Source organism: Synechococcus sp. Tobar12-5m-g (assembly GCF_024345415.1).
Lineage (GTDB): Bacteria > Cyanobacteriota > Cyanobacteriia > PCC-6307 > Cyanobiaceae > Regnicoccus.
In genome coordinates this window covers 26,130-40,310 of the sequence record NZ_JAGQBB010000020.1, presented here as the reverse complement: position 1 = coordinate 40,310, position 14,181 = coordinate 26,130, and the positions used below count along the sequence as shown (strand labels likewise).

Sequence of the window (14,181 nt, the reverse complement as noted above, 5' to 3'; positions counted from 1 at the left end):
AGCGGACGGGCGTGGGGAGGAGGAACGAACGCGGACGATCAAGCCCACCAGGGCTTTTCACCGGTACGGAAATCGGTGTCAGACCACTGACTCAGGAAGACGTTGTCGTTCTCGACCGTGACGTTGGCCAGGGCCAGGGAGAGGGGGGCGGGCCCCCGCACCACCTTGCCGGTGGCGTCGTACTGGCTGCCGTGGCAGGGGCAGACAAACCGGTTGGCGCCGTTGTTCCAGGGGACGACGCAACCCAGGTGGGTGCAGATCGCATTGATGCCGTAGCTGCCGATCGCCTCGGGCCCTTCCACCAGCAGATAGGTGGGATCCCCCTTGAGTCCCTGCACCAGGCTCCGGTCCCCTTCCTTATGGGTGGCCAGCCAGCCGCTGGCGGTGACGCTGTTGCCCAGTTCATCCTTGGCGGTGGTGCCGCCACTGCCGCCGGCGGGCCTGGGTGGGATGAAGTAGCGGGCCACCGGGTAGAGGGCCCCCAGGGCGACGCCGGTGACGGAGCCGAAGGTCAGCAGATTCATGAACTGCCGACGACCCATTCCGGGCACGTCGCTCGCTGGGATCTGGGTCATGGGGGCGTTCCTTGCAGCCGAAGCGACGTGCTGCCCATTATGACCATTGGTCTCCCCGCCACGCTTGGCCCCGACTGGGATCCGCCGGAGCCGCGCAACATGCTGTTGTGGAGTTGGTGCTTCAAGCCGCCGTGTCGCCCGCCGATCCCTGCGCCGAATTCGACCCATCCGGAGCCGAGGGGCCCCTGGGGCTGGACGAACTGCTGCAGCTGTTGCGATCGCGCTGGCAGGCCTCCTACGACCTCCAGCTCGTCCAGCGCCAGGGCCGCCTCTACCTCCAGGTGATGTGGGCCTACCTGGAGCAGCAGTCCTTTCCGCTCGATGCCGAGGCCTATGCCAGCAAACTGCAGGCCTTGCTCGAGGTGATCAACGGGTTGGGGGCGGCCGAGCAGGTGCGGCTGTGGCTGCGCACCACCCGGGACAAGCCCCGGCTTGGCAAGGCCATGAACCTGGTTCTGGAGCCCGTCGCCGGCGGCCGCAGCCGGGAATTCCTGCTATGAGGCGCTGGGTGACGGCGAAACCGGCCGGATCCTCTCGGCCAGGGCCACCAGTGCCACCCCCACGAGAAACAGGGCGGTGATCGCCCCGGTGAGCAGCAGCATCGTCACCGGGTCGGTGGAGGGGGTCAGCACCGCACCGGCCAGGGCCGCCACCAGCACCACCGAGCGCCAGGCGCCCAGCATCGCTGTGGAGCTGATCAGGCCGAAGGCCCCGAGCAGAAGCTGAAGGACCGGCAGCTGAAAGGCCAGGCCCGTGGCCACCATCAGCAACAGCACGAAATCCAGATAGCGCTCGATCGACCAGATCGGCTCGACCACATCGGCCCCGTAGCTGACCAGGAAGCGCAGGGCCGCCGGCACCAGGGCCCACCAGGCGAAGGCGAGGCCGGCCAGGAACAGCACGGCGGAGCCGGCCACCGCTGGTGCCACCAGGCGACGTTCGCGGCGGGTCAGGCCCGGCAGCACGAAGGCCAGCACTTCATAGAGGATGTAAGGGAGGACCAGGCTGAGCCCGGCGTAGCCCGCCACCTTGAACGACACGAACAGGAACTCGCCGGGCGCCAGCTGCAGAAACTTGATCCCCTCGGCCGGCACCTCCAACAGCCGCACCAAAGGGCGGGCCAGGGCCAGGCAGCCGCCGGATGCCAGCAGCAACGCCAGCAGGCTGCGCAGCACCCGGCGCCGCAGTTCCTCAAGGTGATCGACGAGGCTCATCTCCACCTCGCCGGGAAACTCATCGAGGTGGCTGGCTGGGACCGGCTGGGGCTGGCAGGAGGGTTCGCTCATGGTGGTGATCCGGCGGTGAGGCTAGGGAACCGGGGCGGCGGGGCGTTCAGCAGGGTCGCGGCGCGGCCCGGCTCAGCCCAGAGCACATCGCCACCGCGATGGTGCACCGTTCCAGGCCCTGCCCCGGCGATCCGCTGCAGTTGCTCGCTGGGCACCATCACCACGGCCACCCGGCGGTTGCCCCGGGCCCGGCTGAAGTGGGCCGCCAGGTCGGCGGCGGCCTGCAGATCCCCCTCGGCGGCAGGGGCTTCCGAGCTCTTCAGCACCACATGGCTGCCCGGACACTCCTGGGCGTGGAACCAGAGGTCACCGCGGCGGGCCTGCCGCAGACTGATCCAGTCGTTCTGGCGGTGGTTGCGGCCCACCTGCACCCGCAGTCCCCCCGGGGTGAGCAGCTCGAGGGGCTGGGGGGTGGCGGGGGGCTCCGGCGGGGCGGGGCGCCGGCGCTGCAGGCGAGGCTCACCGCCACCGCGCCTCAGCATCGCCTCGATGTCCTGCTCCAGGGCGAGCAGGTCGCCAGGCTGCTCGGCGTGCTGCTCCAGGAAGGTGAGGCTGCTCTCGATCTGTTCCAGATTTCTGGCGTGCAGCTCCAGCCGGGGCCTGATCGCTGCCAGCGAGCGCCGCAACCGACGGGCCCGCTTGTAGAGCGCCTGGGCCTCGCCGATCTGCTCCCGGCTGGGGTTGGCTGCACAAAGCAGGGCGTCGGCCTGTCGTTGCAGGGCGTCGCTGCCCGCCACCTGATCCAGCAGGCTCTGCTGCTCATCCCGCAGGCGTCCCTGTCGTGCCCGGGCGCTTTGCAACCGTTGCTCCAGGTGCTGGCGCAGGCGCAGGGCCTCCCGGCTGGCGAGCAGGGGGCCGTAGTAGGCGGCCAGCGCACCATTCACGCCACCCGCCGGAGCGCAGCCAGTGGAGCCCGTGCCCCAGCAGCGGTAGGCGGTGGCGCCACCGGTGACGAAGCCGTAGCGCTCCTGCTCCAGATCAGCGAGCCAGCGCCGCCACTGCCGCCAGAGTTCCGCCCACTGGGGCTCAATGAGGTCGTTCACCGGCAGGGCCAGCAGGCTCTCCGCCTCCCCGGGCTGATCGCCGGCCAGCTGCAGGGCCAGGGAGGGGCTGATCCCCTGGTAACTCTGCTGCAGGGCCCTCCGCAGGCTCACCGGCACCAGGGAAAGGCGGCGGCGCCAGCGCTCCAGGCTCTCGTCGGTGCGGGGCCGATCCCCCTGCAGGGGCGGCGGCGGTGCATAGGGATCGCCGCTGCTGATCGGCCGCAGCCGCGACTGCTGCTGCCGCACCTGCCGGGCCAGGGCGATCACCCGACGGTGGCCATCAAGCAGGAAGACATTGCTGTGGCGGCCCATGAGCTCAACGATCAGGTGGCGGCTGATCGGTTCGCCGGGCCGGGGGGCGAACTGGAGATCCACCACCCGCTCCCAGCCCTCCTGGGCGATGGCCACCAGGGCCAATCCCGCCAAACCATGCTGCAGTTGCTGGGCAAGGGTGCTGCCCTGCCCCTGCCGGGACGGCGGCTCGATCGCCAGCAGGCGTGGCGCCTCGGCCAGCCAGCTGACCTCCAGCCAGTGGCGGCCCTGCTGGCTGCGCAGGCCCAGCTGCAGCGTATGGGCGGCTGGCTGCTGGGCCTTCTCGAAGCGGCTGGGCAGCAGCATCGGCCGCAGCTCCGCCAGCACCGCCCGCAGGGTGGTGAGGTCGATGGCCTGGAGCGTCGTGACGTTCAACGCAGCGATGAAGCGGCCCGGGATCCCTACTCTGCTGTCTCACGGCGCAGCGAAGCCATGGGGGCGGCGGAGGAAGGAGGTCTGGCGATGGGAAAGGAGCCGGTGATCAAGCCGTTGCCGGGCCGGCTCAGCGTGATCACCGGCCCCAGCGGCGTCGGCAAGGGCACCCTGATCGCCGCCCTGCGCCGGCGGCATCCCAGCCTCTGGCTCTCGGTGTCGGCCACCACGCGGGCGCCCCGCAGCGGCGAGCGAGAGGGGGAGCACTACTTTTTTCTGCCGCGGCAGCACTTCGAAGACCTGGTGCGGCAGCAGGGCCTGCTGGAGTGGGCGGAGTTCGCCGGAAACCTTTACGGCACGCCGCGCCTACCCGTGGAGCAGCACCTGGCCCTGGGCCAATCGGTGCTGCTGGAAATCGAGCTGGAAGGGGCGCGGCAGGTGCGGCGCAGTTTCCCGGCAGGCTTTCAGCTGCTGATCAAGCCCCCGTCCTTCGCCGAACTCGAGCGCCGCATCCGCGGCCGCGGCACCGACAGCGCCGAGGCCATCGAACGGCGCCTGGCGCGGGCCCGCCAGGAACTCGAAGCCGAGACGGAATTCGATGCCGTGCTGGTGAACGGAGACCTGGAGGCGGCCTTGGCCCAGCTTGAGGCCCTGCTGGGGCTGGCAGCGTGAAGCATTCTCCGTTCCGCGTTCCGAAGCCTGGCCATGAAAAAGCGGCCCTGGGGGCCGCCGGAGGTGCTCGGAGGATCAGGCCTCCTCAGAGGGGGTGAAAGAGCAGATCAGGGAAGAAGCGATTGAATTCGATCATGATGCCTGCCGTGACGGTAAACCAGATCGCGGCGAAGACTGGAGCGGTGGTGAGGAATTTTTTCATGGATTCAGCGGGGTGAAACGGTGACCTTGCGGTCATCCTCCAGCAGCTTGCCGCTGGTGAATTCCTTGAAGGCGGCCAGGGGCCAGCTGGCGGCAGCCAAGGTGCTCTTGAAGGCGAGGGGAAGATCGATCTGGATCTCCTTCATCGCAGCGTCCTTGCCGCCACGAACGGCCTGGAGATAGCTTCGGCCAGCCCAGCCGATGCACCCGGCGATGTAAAGGAACATCAGGCCAGGCAGGGTGAAGTCACCGGCGTGGCTCCAACGGCCATCCACGATCAGGTGGGGCAGTCCGTCGGCGCCACAGACCGCTTGGCTGTACATCTCGAAGCGTGCCTTGGCCTGGGGAGTGGCGGCGGCACTGGCGCGGGATTGAAAGCGGGGGCTTTCCGCGCAGGGGGTCAGCCCGGCGACATCGGCCTGGGCCACAGGGGCGAAGCCGATGATCAGCAGAGCGGAAATCAGAACGGCGAAGAGGCGGCGCATCGTATCCGGTACCTGGGAATGACCTGCCGCAGGGCAGGATGTCACTGGCGGACAGTAAGAGAGTTCCACCGAGCCCATGCCCACGGTTCTGGCCGTCGAAACAAGTTGTGACGAGTCAGCGGCGGCCGTGGTGCGGGATCGCCAGGTGCTCGCCAGTGCGGTGGCTTCCCAGATGGACGAGCATGCCCGCTGGGGGGGCGTGGTCCCGGAGATCGCCTCCCGTCGCCATGTCGAAGCCCTGCCCCTGTTGATCACCGATGTGATGGCGCGGTCGGGCCTGGCCTACCGCGATCTCGACGCGATCGCCGCCACCGCCGCCCCCGGCCTGGTCGGTGCCCTGCTGGTGGGCTCGATCACCGGCCGCACCCTGGCGAGGCTTCATGACCTTCCCTTCCTGGCCGTGCATCACCTGGAAGGCCATCTTTGCTCCGGGCAGCTGGGGGAGCCGCTGCCGGCCGGCCCCTGCCTGGTGCTGCTGGTCAGCGGCGGCCACACGGAGCTGATCCGGGTGGATGGCCCGGGGGCCTACACCCGCCTCGGCCGTAGCCACGATGACGCCGCTGGCGAAGCCTTCGACAAGGTGGCCCGCCTGCTGGGACTGGCCTACCCGGGTGGGCCGGCGATCGAAGCGGCTGGAGCCACTGGCGATCCACTCCGGTTCCGTCTCCCCCAGGGGCGGGTTTCACGGCCGGAGGGGGGCTTCCATCCCTACGACTTCAGTTTCAGCGGCCTCAAGACCGCCGTGCTGCGCCTGGTGCAGAAGCTGGAAGCTGAGCGGGAGAGAGAGGGGAAATCCGGCTTGCTCCCGGTCGCCGACCTGGCTGCCAGCTTCGAGCACGTTGTGGCGGAGGTTCTTGTGGAGCGCACCTGCCGCTGTGCCCGCGACCATGGCCTCCCCACGGTGGTTCTGGTGGGGGGGGTGGCGGCGAACCGCCGGCTGCGGCAGCGGCTGGAGCGCCGCTGCGGCGAACTGGGCCTGGCCTGGCGCCTGGCCCCGCTGGCCTACTGCACCGACAACGCGGCGATGATCGGCGTGGCGGCGGCCCAGCGCTTCGCTTCCGGGGCCCGCAGTTCCACGGTCCTGGGGGTGGCGGCCCGGCTGCCGCTGGAGGAGGCTGATCGCCTTTACAGCCCGGCCGGGGGCTTTTCTTTCCCGTAAGGTGAAACCATTACTTTTGGGTGGGTCCGATGGCTGCAGCAGAGACCAGCGACCAGGGTCTCGATGCCGCCCAGGACAGTACCGCCCTGCACAATGTTGCCCAAGACAACGACCCGAAGGGGGATGGCGAAATCGAATCGGAGCTGAGCCACCCGGTGGGCCCCGACGAGCTCAATGCCTGGCGACGGGGGTTCACGCCCCAGGCCGAGATCTGGAATGGCCGCCTGGCCATGCTCGGCATTTCCATGGGCATCGCCGCGCTGCTGCTGATCCGGCTGGTCACCCATCCCTGAATCAGGTCCATCCCCGAACTGGAAAGGGGCGCCGATCCGGCGTCAGATCCGGCCCCGCAGGATCTGGGCCAGTTCGTTCGGCCTGTTGCTTTTGGCGAGAGCCTGCTCGGGAGCCACCCGGCCGCTCTGCACCAGCTCCGCCAGGGACTGGTTGATCGTGTGCATTCCATCGAAGGCGCTGCGGGCCATGATCTGCTCCACCTCATCGAGTTCAGCCCGTTGAATATAATCTCGGCAGGCATCGTTGTTGATCAGAATGTCATGAAAAGCAACCATCTTGCCATCCGTGGATTTCAGCAGCCCTTGGGAGATCACGGCCAGCAAGGATTCGGAAATTGCCAGGCGCACCCCATCCTGCTCCTGGGGTGGGTACATCCCCATCGCCCGCTCCACTGTCTTCACCGCTGAATCGGTGTGAAGGGTTCCCAGCACCAGATGGCCGGTCTGGGCAGCCTCCATCACCGTGGACAGTGTTTCCCTGTCTCGGATCTCACCGATCAAGATCACATCGGGATCTTCCCGCATCGCCGCCCGGAGGGCCGTTCTGAACAGGGCCGTGTGGCGACCCACCTCCCGCTGGCGAATCAACGACTGCTGGCTGGTGTGCACAAACTCCACCGGATCTTCGATGGTGATGATGTGCTTGCTCTGGGTGGTGTTGATCCATTGAATCATCGCGGCCAGGGTGGTGCTTTTGCCGCTGCCCGTCGGTCCGGTCACCAGTACCATCCCCTTCTGATAGGTGGTCAGGGTCTTGAGCACCTCCGGCATCTGCAGGGCCTCCAAGCTGGGAATGGCCTGGGGAATGAGACGCAGGACCATGCCAGGCCCGCGCAGGGCATCGAACAGGTTGATGCGCAGGCGCACGAACGGAAAGGCATGGGAGCCGTCGAAGTCGCGCTCGCGCAGGAACTGATCCAGCTCGACCGGGGTGAGGATCTCCCGCATCCAGCCCTGGAACTGGGCCAGGTCGGTGGGCGGCCAGCCCGTGGACCGCATTTCCCCCCGGGCGCGGAAGCGGGGTTCCTCCCCCACCCCCAGGTGCACATCCGAGAACCCATGGGCGGCGGCGATCCGGGCAATCTCCTCAAGGCTGGCCGGCAGTTCTGAGGCCATGGCACAGGCTGGGCCGGCCGATGCCAGCGGTGGCAGGGGAGGGGGTAAGGGGGGCGGCAGGGGCGGGGCTGCCGGCGTCCCAGACAGAACCGATTCCGGCATGGGAGTCAACACGTTGAGTCGAAGGTACTCAGCTTTGCCCGGATCGTGGCTTCTGTCATGGGCCACTCCGGTGCTCGCGGCTCGCTTCCTTAGGATTTCGACCCCCCGCCCTGGCCCCCTTGATCGCCCCTGCACCGTTGGTCAGCATCGTGCTCGGCACCCGGCCTGAAGCGATCAAGCTGGCTCCGGTGATCCTGGCGTTCCAGGCTGCGGCTGACCTGCGCACCAGGGTCGTGCTCACCGGCCAGCATCGCGAGATGGTGGCCCAGGTCATGGAGTTGTTCGGCCTCAGCGCCGACTGCGACCTGGCCCTGATGGAGCCGCGCCAGACCCTCACCCATGTCACCTGTGCGGCCTTGCAGGGGTTGCGCCATGAGTTCAGCGAGCACCGCCCCGACCTGGTGCTGGTCCAGGGCGACACCACCACGGCCTTCGCCTCGGCCTTGGCGGCGTTCTACGAACAGATCCCGGTGGGGCACGTGGAGGCGGGGCTGCGCACCGACAACCTGCTGGATCCCTTCCCGGAGGAGGCCAACCGCCGCCTGATCTCCCAGCTGGGCCAGCTCCACTTCGCCCCCACCAGCGTGTCGGAGGCCAACCTGAAGGCCTCGGGGGTGGTGGGCAGGATTCTTGTGACGGGCAACACGGTGATCGACGCCCTGCTGCGCATGGCTGAAACCGCCCCCCAGCTGGAGCTGCCCGGCCTCGACTGGCAGCGGCAGCGGGTGATCCTGGCCACGGTGCATCGGCGCGAGAACTGGGGCGAGCGGCTCCAATCGATCGGGCGGGGCTTCCTTGAACTGCTCGATCGCCATCCCGACACGGCCCTGCTGCTCCCCCTGCACCGCAACCCCACCGTGCGCGAGCCCCTGGAGGCCTTGCTGGGGAGCCATCCGCGCGCCTTCCTCACCGAGCCCCTCGATTACGACCGGCTGGTGGCGGCGATCCGCGGCGCCACCCTGCTGCTCACCGATTCCGGCGGCCTCCAGGAGGAGGCTCCCGCCCTGGGCAAGCCTGTGCTGGTGCTGCGCCGCACCACGGAACGGCCCGAAGCGGTCAGCGCCGGCACCGCCAAGCTGATCGGCACTGATGCGGAGGCGATCGTGCGAGAAGCGAGCCTGCTGCTCGACGATCCGGCGGCCTATGCCGCCATGGCCCAGGCCCGCAATCCCTTCGGTGACGGCCAGGCCAGCGGTCGCATCCTTGAGGCCAGCCGCGCCTTCCTGGCCAGCCGCACCCTGGAGCCGGCCTAGTCGTTGCTTCCCTTCTTGGCCCAGGGGGGCAGGTCGATGAAGATGCGTGTGCCCTGCTTGAGGCCATTGAGGATCTGGGTGTTGCGGCCGCTGCTTGAGCCGAGCGTCACCGGCTGGAAGCTGGGCTGATCGTCCTTGCCGACCAGCAGGACGCCCGGGCGGCCGCCGCGGGTCACGACGGCCACGGTGGGCACCAGGGTTTCGGCGGGCAGGGTGCCGGTCTGGAAGTCGATGTCGGCGGTCATGCCGATCCTGAGTTCGTTGTGGGGATCAACCAGCTGAAGCTTCACTTCAAAGGAGGTGACGTTGTTGGTCTTCACCGCCCGCGGGGCGATCTGGCGAACCCGGGCGGCAAAGCGGCGTTCGGGGAAGGCATCGACCCGCACGCTGGCCGCCTGGCCCTTCTTGATTCTGCCGATGTCGCTCTCCGGCACGCTGGCAACCGCCTCCAGTCCCTGGGCGATCTCCACCACGGAAGAACTGGAGGCCCCGGCATTGGCGGAAGCGGAGGTGGTGGGGGTGACGAAGGCGCCCGGATCGGCGAAGCGCTGGGTGATCACACCATCGAACGGGGCCCGGATCGTGAGCTCCCCTCGTTCCACGTCCCGCTGGCCGCTGCGTTGCCGGGCCGCATCCAGGGCGGCCTGGCTGGTCAGCAGGCGGGTGCCGAACGAGGCGAAGTCGTCCTGGCTGATCGCCCCTTGCTGGTACAGGGCCCGGCGGCGCTCGAATTCGGATCGGCTGCGGCCGTACTCCGCTGCGGCCTGGCGCACCTGGGCTTGCAGTTCATTCTGGCGATCGCGCAGATCACCACTGTCCATCAGGGCGATCGGCTGACCCTGCCGCACCGCATCCCCTTCCACCACATAGAGCTTTTCGAGCACCCCGCCCCGCTTGGGGCTCACGTTGACGCTGCGGGCCGCCTCGAGTTCGCCTGATGCCGTGACGGTGCCCGGCAGGGTGCCCCGGGCCGCCACGACGGTGAACGGGGAAAGGTTGCGCTGGGCGGCGGCGCGCTGCCGCTGCCAGAGACCAAGCCCGCCGGCCAGCACAAGCGCCGCCACCAGGCCAGCCCAGAGGCGGCGGCGCGGTGGGCGGCGGCCCTTGGCGGGCGGGCGCGGCGGCACGGGAGCGGACGTCGGGGCAGCCTTTGGGGCGGCCGACGGGGCGGATGGATGCGCCGGTGGGGCGGGATCGAGGGTGCGGGGGGGAATGGCGGCGCCGGAATCGCTGCCCCCAGTCTTCCTGGTGCGGGGGAAAACTGTGGCTTGCTGGCCCGCTGGAGGGGGCCGCTCTAGATTCCGGCCCATGCTCAAAGCCGGAATCGTGGGCTTGCCCAACGTGGGCAAATCCACCCTCTTCAACGCCCTGGTGGCCAGCGCCCAGGCCCAGGCCGCCAATTTCCCCTTCTGCACGATCGAGCCCAATGTGGGCAGCGTGGCCGTGCCCGACCCACGCCTGAAGGTGTTGGCAGATGTGTCTGCCTCCAAGGAGATCATCCCCACCCGGGTCGAGTTCGTCGACATCGCAGGCCTGGTGAAAGGGGCCAGCCAGGGGGAGGGGCTGGGCAACAAGTTCCTCGCCACGATCCGCGAGGTGGACGCGATCGTTCACGTGGTGCGCTGCTTCGAGGACGACGACGTGATCCATGTCTCGGGCAGCGTCGACCCGGTGCGGGATGCCGAGATCATCAACCTGGAGCTGGCCCTGGCTGATCTGGGCCAGGTGGAGAAGCGGCGGGAACGGCTGAAGAAGCAGCTCCGCACCAGCAAGGAGGCCCTGGCGGAAGACACGGCACTGGAGCGCATCCAGACCACCCTGGAGGCCGGTGGTGCCGCCCGCAGCGTCGGCCTCAGCGCCGAGGAGATCGCCCAGCTCAGGCCCCTGGGCCTGCTGACGCTCAAGCCGATCATCTATGCCACCAACGTGAGCGAAGACGACCTGGCCCGAGGCAATGGCTTCTGCCAGGCCGTGGCGGAGCTGGCGGCCCGGGAGGGCGCCGAAACCGTGCGCATCTCCGCCCAGGTGGAGGCCGAGCTGATCGAGCTGGGCGAAGCCGAGCGGACCGACTACCTGGAGGGCCTGGGGGTGAGCGAAGGGGGGCTGCGCAGCCTGATCCGCGCCACCTACCAGCTGCTGGGCCTGCGCACCTACTTCACCACCGGCGAGAAGGAGACCCGCGCCTGGACGATCACCGCCGGCATGACCGCCCCCCAGGCGGCCGGGGTGATCCACACCGATTTTGAGCGGGGCTTCATCCGCGCCCAGACGATCGGTTGCCAGCAGCTGGTGGAGGCCGGCTCCCTGGCCGAGGCCCGCACCCGCGGCTGGCTGCGAAGCGAGGGCAAGGAGTACGTGGTGGCCGAGGGGGACGTGATGGAGTTTCTGTTCAACGTGTGAGGGATGGTTCTCTGCCTTCGATCACTCATGGAACATTGTCTGGCGAGAGATCGAAATTCCTCAAAGTGAGCATGGAATCGGAGGCGCCGAAATCAAAACCAAAACGGCCCTCGATTGTTCCCTTCACCAAATGAACCATTCGTTTCAACCTCGAAAGGTGAGGCGTCATGGTGAGCGGCGGCAGCAATGAATTCCAGCCATAGGTGCGCCCATTCAATTTGCTCCTATGGATTCTGCTGGCTGGCAACCAACAGCTTCCAAAGATCCGGCGGGTCACTCCTCAGCGGTGTCAAGAGAACGCTCCACATCAGAAGCAGGCAGGCTCTCTTGGGCATGAAAGATAATCCATGCGCCCATCTTCTGCACCTGGATGCTAGGGGAGCTCTGGACAACAAGCCCGCATAGCCAGTTGCGGTCAGCTAATTGTTCGTCTTGGACTATTTCAGCGCAGATAAGGCTGGAGTCAACCTGATCTCACCATGTTTGGGGACTTGCCGCTTCCATTGAGCCGGAGCAGGACGCCGACGGGCAACCCTGCTGGCCTGCAGTGCCTCAGCCACCCATGCTCGCTGAGGCCACGGCCGCACCGGCTGCACGGAAGAAGCGCTCAGAAGGCGTGCGTTTCCCCCATCAGGCCAATGGCGGCAAGAAGCCCACCCACGCCGAGGTGGAGCAACGCATCGCCACCCTGCAGCTCTGGATCGCCCAGCGCCTTCACCCTCGACACATACATGAGCCTGGCGCGCACGCGGATGGTGGAGGAGCTGATCGACAACCGCCTGGTCCATCAGGCCGAGCAGATCTACGCCCTGATGGATTGCGCCCGCCGCGCTGCGGACGCTCAGCAGTTCTCCGCTGCTGTCGGTGCCCATCGGGTGATCGCCGAGATCGCCGGGATGCTGCGCGCCCCGGCCAAGCCTTACGCGGAGCGGCCATGACGCTGCTGATGCCCCGCTCTCCCGCAAGCCTCACCTGGGCTGGGCGCCCGGTTGATGGCGGCCTGCTCCATGGCCCGCACCACCCGGAGACCCGGGCTGATCCTGGCGTGCTGGCCTACCGCGATCCCGACCTGCTGAACGCTGACGCTGGGCCGCTCTCGCTGGAGCAGTTCATCGCCCTGGCCTTCCCCCGCTACGCCTTTCACCGCTGGGCGCGGGTGCTGATCGCCCTGCTGCAGGCGATCGCCGATGGCGAGCTCTCGCGCCTGATCGTCACCTGTCCACCGAGGTTGGGGAAATCGCTCTTGGTTTCCAAGCTGTTCCCCGCCTATTTCATCTACCGCCACCCGCACCTGTTCGCCGCCATCGCCAGCTACTCCGGCGAGCTGGCCTACGCCCATTCCCGCGAGGCGCGGCACTTCTACAGTTTGCGGCCCTTGCGCCAGGTGGCCATGGCCTCAGCCACGATCCGTTCGGTGCAGCGTTGATCCTCCGCCAGACGGCGCATCAGCTCCTGAATCGGCAGATCGCTTGGCAGATCCTGGAGCTCATGGGTGCGGCTCACCAGCTCCAGGGTCTGGGGCGCCCCAGCGGGGCGCTCGGCGGTGTGGCGGACGGGGCCGCACTGCATCAAGAGAATCGGCTGCAGGCCATCGCGGCGCACCAGCGTGGCCGACAACCTCAGCACCTAGCGGGCCTTCACCTGCCGCAGGATGGCCTCGGAGGCGGCGGCGAGGTGGTGACACTCATCCACGATCACCTGCCCATAGGTCTGCACCAGTGGATTCACCTCGCCCTGGCGTACCAACGACTGCATTCCGGCGATGTCGAGTCGGCCGGTGGGCTTTGCCTTGCCGCCACCGATGCAACCGATCGCGTCGGATGGTGCGTCCAGGAAGGTCTTGAGCCGCTCCTGCCACTGACGCAGCACCTCGGCGCGATGCACCAGCACCAGGGTGTTCACCCCACGGCGAGCCAGGATCGCCGCCGCCACTGTTTTCCCGAAGGCCGTGGGGCTCCTCCAGCACGCCGATGTCGTGGCGCAGCATCGCCGCTACCGCCGCCTCCTGGTCGTCCCGCAGCTGACCCGCGAACGCGAGCCCCAGGGGCGAGCCGTTCTTGTGCTCATCCACCAGATCCAAGCCGATCCCCTGCTCCTGCAGCAGGGCCTGCACCGGCTCCAGACAGCCGCGCGGCAGGGCGATGTGCTGGGGGAAGTTCTCTGCGCAGCCGATCACCCGCGGCTTGTCCCACACCGACAAGCGCATCGCCTGGGCTTTGTAGAAGGCAGGGTTTGCAAAAGCAGCCAGGCGGATCAGGCGATTGAGCAGTGGCTGCGGCAGGTCCGAGCGCTCCATGTAGAGACGATCGGCCAGGGTGAGGGTGATCGAGGCAGCCAACGGTCCGCTGAGCTTCGTCACCGGCGGAGGTGTCTGCCATGGGGTCGCCAGATCCTCGTCATCGATGAAGCGCAGATCAAGGGGATGGGCTCCGCCGCTGGCGCCCTGGATCACGCCCGCCAGCGCAGCCCGGGCAGCCGCTGCAGCGAGGCCAGATAGGCCCACTGATCGGAATACGGGCGCAGCTCCTCATCCACGAAGACGCTGTAACCTCGCTGCCTGGGTTCCTTCTGCAGCGGCAAGCAGGCCGAAAGCCAATCACAGCAAGAGGTTTGAAGCGAAAACCCTTATTGAGAAAAGGAAGCGGGCGGCGGGAATCGAACCCGCATCATCAGCTTGGAAGGCTGAGGTTTTACCACTAAACTACGCCCGCATGAATACAGATGTATTAGGAAGTGGCCATTGCGGCAGGGGATGTGTCCCAAGGCCCATCTGGCTGCTGCATTATGGCTGGCGTGCGGCACCCGCCCGTTGAGAGTTGCTCCCGATCCGGACGCGCCATCCATCCCATCCCCGGTCCTGAAGCAACAGCCCGGGGCTCGTGATGCCATCGATGCCCCCAAGGGGGCCCAGC

General features: G+C 67.8%; 20 protein-coding genes and 1 tRNA gene. 9 read left to right on the top strand and 12 right to left on the bottom strand.

What is annotated here, in order from left to right:
- Positions 1–38: 38 nt before the first annotated feature.
- Positions 39–575 carry a cytochrome b6-f complex iron-sulfur subunit gene (petC, locus tag KBY66_RS12230; RefSeq protein WP_255089840.1) on the bottom strand — a complete coding sequence of 179 codons (537 nt, stop codon included), beginning with the start codon at positions 573–575 and terminating at the stop codon, positions 39–41.
- A 131-nt stretch (positions 576–706) separates the two neighbouring features.
- Here petC and KBY66_RS12225 point away from each other — a divergent pair, with 131 nt between their 5' ends.
- Positions 707–1,075, top strand: coding sequence for a DUF3067 family protein (locus tag KBY66_RS12225; protein WP_399225394.1), 369 nt, complete (start codon positions 707–709; stop codon positions 1,073–1,075).
- On the opposite strand, the gene tatC is transcribed toward KBY66_RS12225, so the two are convergent.
- Together tatC and KBY66_RS12215 are read right to left on the bottom strand one after the other, a co-directional pair.
- Entirely contained in the window at positions 1,070–1,861 is a 792-nt protein-coding gene (gene tatC / locus KBY66_RS12220) for a twin-arginine translocase subunit TatC (RefSeq protein WP_255089839.1), read from the bottom strand. The two genes, KBY66_RS12225 and tatC, sit on opposite strands and share 6 nt — an antisense overlap.
- Complete coding sequence (locus KBY66_RS12215) at positions 1,858–3,591, bottom strand: NFACT family protein (protein WP_255089837.1); 1,734 nt, start codon at positions 3,589–3,591, stop codon at positions 1,858–1,860. The genes tatC and KBY66_RS12215 overlap by 4 nt, the downstream gene beginning before the upstream one ends.
- An 87-nt stretch (positions 3,592–3,678) precedes the next feature.
- On the opposite strand from KBY66_RS12215, the gene gmk reads away from it, so the two are divergent.
- On the top strand, positions 3,679–4,260 hold the full coding sequence (gmk, locus tag KBY66_RS12210) for a guanylate kinase (RefSeq protein WP_255089835.1): 582 nt from the start codon (positions 3,679–3,681) through the stop codon (positions 4,258–4,260).
- Positions 4,261–4,345: 85 nt separating this feature from the next.
- Here gmk and psaJ read toward each other — a convergent pair whose 3' ends face one another.
- Both psaJ and KBY66_RS12200 read right to left on the bottom strand, forming a co-directional pair.
- Positions 4,346–4,462 (bottom strand): photosystem I reaction center subunit IX, encoded by a 117-nt coding sequence (gene psaJ / locus KBY66_RS12205; RefSeq protein ID WP_011935127.1) that lies wholly within the window; start codon positions 4,460–4,462, stop codon positions 4,346–4,348.
- A 4-nt stretch (positions 4,463–4,466) separates the two neighbouring features.
- Positions 4,467–4,946, bottom strand: coding sequence for a Photosystem I reaction center subunit III (locus tag KBY66_RS12200; protein WP_255089833.1), 480 nt, complete (start codon positions 4,944–4,946; stop codon positions 4,467–4,469).
- A gap of 76 nt (positions 4,947–5,022) precedes the next feature.
- On the opposite strand from KBY66_RS12200, the gene tsaD reads away from it, so the two are divergent.
- Both tsaD and KBY66_RS12190 read left to right on the top strand, forming a co-directional pair.
- On the top strand, positions 5,023–6,105 hold the full coding sequence (tsaD, locus tag KBY66_RS12195) for a tRNA (adenosine(37)-N6)-threonylcarbamoyltransferase complex transferase subunit TsaD (RefSeq protein WP_255089832.1): 1,083 nt from the start codon (positions 5,023–5,025) through the stop codon (positions 6,103–6,105).
- 86 nt (positions 6,106–6,191) lie between these two features.
- A complete protein-coding gene (locus KBY66_RS12190) occupies positions 6,192–6,398 on the top strand; it encodes a high light inducible protein (protein WP_399225397.1) in 207 nt (68 codons plus the stop codon).
- 42 nt (positions 6,399–6,440) lie between these two features.
- Here KBY66_RS12190 and KBY66_RS12185 read toward each other — a convergent pair whose 3' ends face one another.
- Positions 6,441–7,616, bottom strand: a complete 1,176-nt coding sequence (locus KBY66_RS12185; protein ID WP_255089830.1) for a type IV pilus twitching motility protein PilT — start codon at positions 7,614–7,616, stop codon at positions 6,441–6,443.
- 122 nt (positions 7,617–7,738) lie between these two features.
- Between KBY66_RS12185 and wecB the strand changes: the two genes are divergently transcribed.
- Positions 7,739–8,869 (top strand): non-hydrolyzing UDP-N-acetylglucosamine 2-epimerase, encoded by a 1,131-nt coding sequence (wecB, locus tag KBY66_RS12180; protein WP_255089859.1) that lies wholly within the window; start codon positions 7,739–7,741, stop codon positions 8,867–8,869.
- Here wecB and KBY66_RS12175 read toward each other — a convergent pair.
- Positions 8,866–10,179, bottom strand: a complete 1,314-nt coding sequence (locus KBY66_RS12175) for an efflux RND transporter periplasmic adaptor subunit (protein ID WP_255089829.1) — start codon at positions 10,177–10,179, stop codon at positions 8,866–8,868. The genes wecB and KBY66_RS12175 overlap by 4 nt on opposite strands.
- On the opposite strand from KBY66_RS12175, the gene ychF reads away from it, so the two are divergent.
- Positions 10,178–11,269, top strand: a complete 1,092-nt coding sequence (ychF, locus tag KBY66_RS12170; protein ID WP_255089828.1) for a redox-regulated ATPase YchF — start codon at positions 10,178–10,180, stop codon at positions 11,267–11,269. The two genes, KBY66_RS12175 and ychF, sit on opposite strands and share 2 nt — an antisense overlap.
- Before the next feature lie 25 nt (positions 11,270–11,294).
- On the opposite strand, the gene KBY66_RS12165 is transcribed toward ychF, so the two are convergent.
- Both KBY66_RS12165 and KBY66_RS12160 read right to left on the bottom strand, forming a co-directional pair.
- Positions 11,295–11,546, bottom strand: coding sequence for a hypothetical protein (locus KBY66_RS12165; protein WP_255089827.1), 252 nt, complete (start codon positions 11,544–11,546; stop codon positions 11,295–11,297).
- 330 nt (positions 11,547–11,876) lie between these two features.
- Positions 11,877–12,017, bottom strand: a complete 141-nt coding sequence (locus KBY66_RS12160) for a hypothetical protein (RefSeq protein WP_255089826.1) — start codon at positions 12,015–12,017, stop codon at positions 11,877–11,879.
- Positions 12,018–12,021: 4 nt separating this feature from the next.
- Here KBY66_RS12160 and KBY66_RS12155 point away from each other — a divergent pair, with 4 nt between their 5' ends.
- Entirely contained in the window at positions 12,022–12,207 is a 186-nt protein-coding gene (locus KBY66_RS12155; protein ID WP_255089825.1) for a hypothetical protein, read from the top strand.
- The gene (locus KBY66_RS12150) at positions 12,204–12,695 is read left to right on the top strand and encodes a hypothetical protein (protein WP_255089824.1); all 492 of its coding nucleotides are present in this window, start codon (positions 12,204–12,206) and stop codon (positions 12,693–12,695) included. The genes KBY66_RS12155 and KBY66_RS12150 overlap by 4 nt, the downstream gene beginning before the upstream one ends.
- On the opposite strand, the gene KBY66_RS12145 is transcribed toward KBY66_RS12150, so the two are convergent.
- The gene (locus KBY66_RS12145) at positions 12,629–12,886 is read right to left on the bottom strand and encodes a hypothetical protein (RefSeq protein WP_255089823.1); all 258 of its coding nucleotides are present in this window, start codon (positions 12,884–12,886) and stop codon (positions 12,629–12,631) included. The two genes, KBY66_RS12150 and KBY66_RS12145, sit on opposite strands and share 67 nt — an antisense overlap.
- Before the next feature lie 9 nt (positions 12,887–12,895).
- Positions 12,896–13,201, bottom strand: coding sequence for a DEAD/DEAH box helicase family protein (locus KBY66_RS12140; RefSeq protein WP_255089822.1), 306 nt, complete (start codon positions 13,199–13,201; stop codon positions 12,896–12,898).
- A 16-nt stretch (positions 13,202–13,217) separates the two neighbouring features.
- Here KBY66_RS12140 and KBY66_RS12135 point away from each other — a divergent pair, with 16 nt between their 5' ends.
- Positions 13,218–13,766 (top strand): hypothetical protein, encoded by a 549-nt coding sequence (locus KBY66_RS12135; protein WP_255089821.1) that lies wholly within the window; start codon positions 13,218–13,220, stop codon positions 13,764–13,766.
- Between the two features lie 143 nt (positions 13,767–13,909).
- Here KBY66_RS12135 and KBY66_RS12130 read toward each other — a convergent pair.
- Positions 13,910–13,980 (bottom strand) — tRNA-Gly (locus tag KBY66_RS12130).
- Between the last annotated feature and the right edge of the window lie 201 nt (positions 13,981–14,181).

Excerpts from the sequence above, each read along its gene's own strand:
- petC (WP_255089840.1), bottom strand. The coding sequence starts at position 575 with ATGACCCAGATCCCAGCGAGCGACGTGCCCGGAATGGGTCGTCGGCAG.
- tatC (WP_255089839.1), bottom strand. The coding sequence starts at position 1,861 with ATGAGCGAACCCTCCTGCCAGCCCCAGCCGGTCCCAGCCAGCCACCTC.
- gmk (WP_255089835.1), top strand. The coding sequence starts at position 3,679 with ATGGGAAAGGAGCCGGTGATCAAGCCGTTGCCGGGCCGGCTCAGCGTG.
- psaJ (WP_011935127.1), bottom strand. The coding sequence starts at position 4,462 with ATGAAAAAATTCCTCACCACCGCTCCAGTCTTCGCCGCGATCTGGTTT.
- KBY66_RS12200 (WP_255089833.1), bottom strand. The coding sequence starts at position 4,946 with ATGCGCCGCCTCTTCGCCGTTCTGATTTCCGCTCTGCTGATCATCGGC.
- tsaD (WP_255089832.1), top strand. The coding sequence starts at position 5,023 with ATGCCCACGGTTCTGGCCGTCGAAACAAGTTGTGACGAGTCAGCGGCG.
- KBY66_RS12185 (WP_255089830.1), bottom strand. The coding sequence starts at position 7,616 with ATGCCGGAATCGGTTCTGTCTGGGACGCCGGCAGCCCCGCCCCTGCCG.
- ychF (WP_255089828.1), top strand. The coding sequence starts at position 10,178 with ATGCTCAAAGCCGGAATCGTGGGCTTGCCCAACGTGGGCAAATCCACC.
- KBY66_RS12175 (WP_255089829.1), bottom strand. The coding sequence starts at position 10,179 with ATGGGCCGGAATCTAGAGCGGCCCCCTCCAGCGGGCCAGCAAGCCACA.
- KBY66_RS12155 (WP_255089825.1), top strand. The coding sequence starts at position 12,022 with ATGGTGGAGGAGCTGATCGACAACCGCCTGGTCCATCAGGCCGAGCAG.
- KBY66_RS12150 (WP_255089824.1), top strand. The coding sequence starts at position 12,204 with ATGACGCTGCTGATGCCCCGCTCTCCCGCAAGCCTCACCTGGGCTGGG.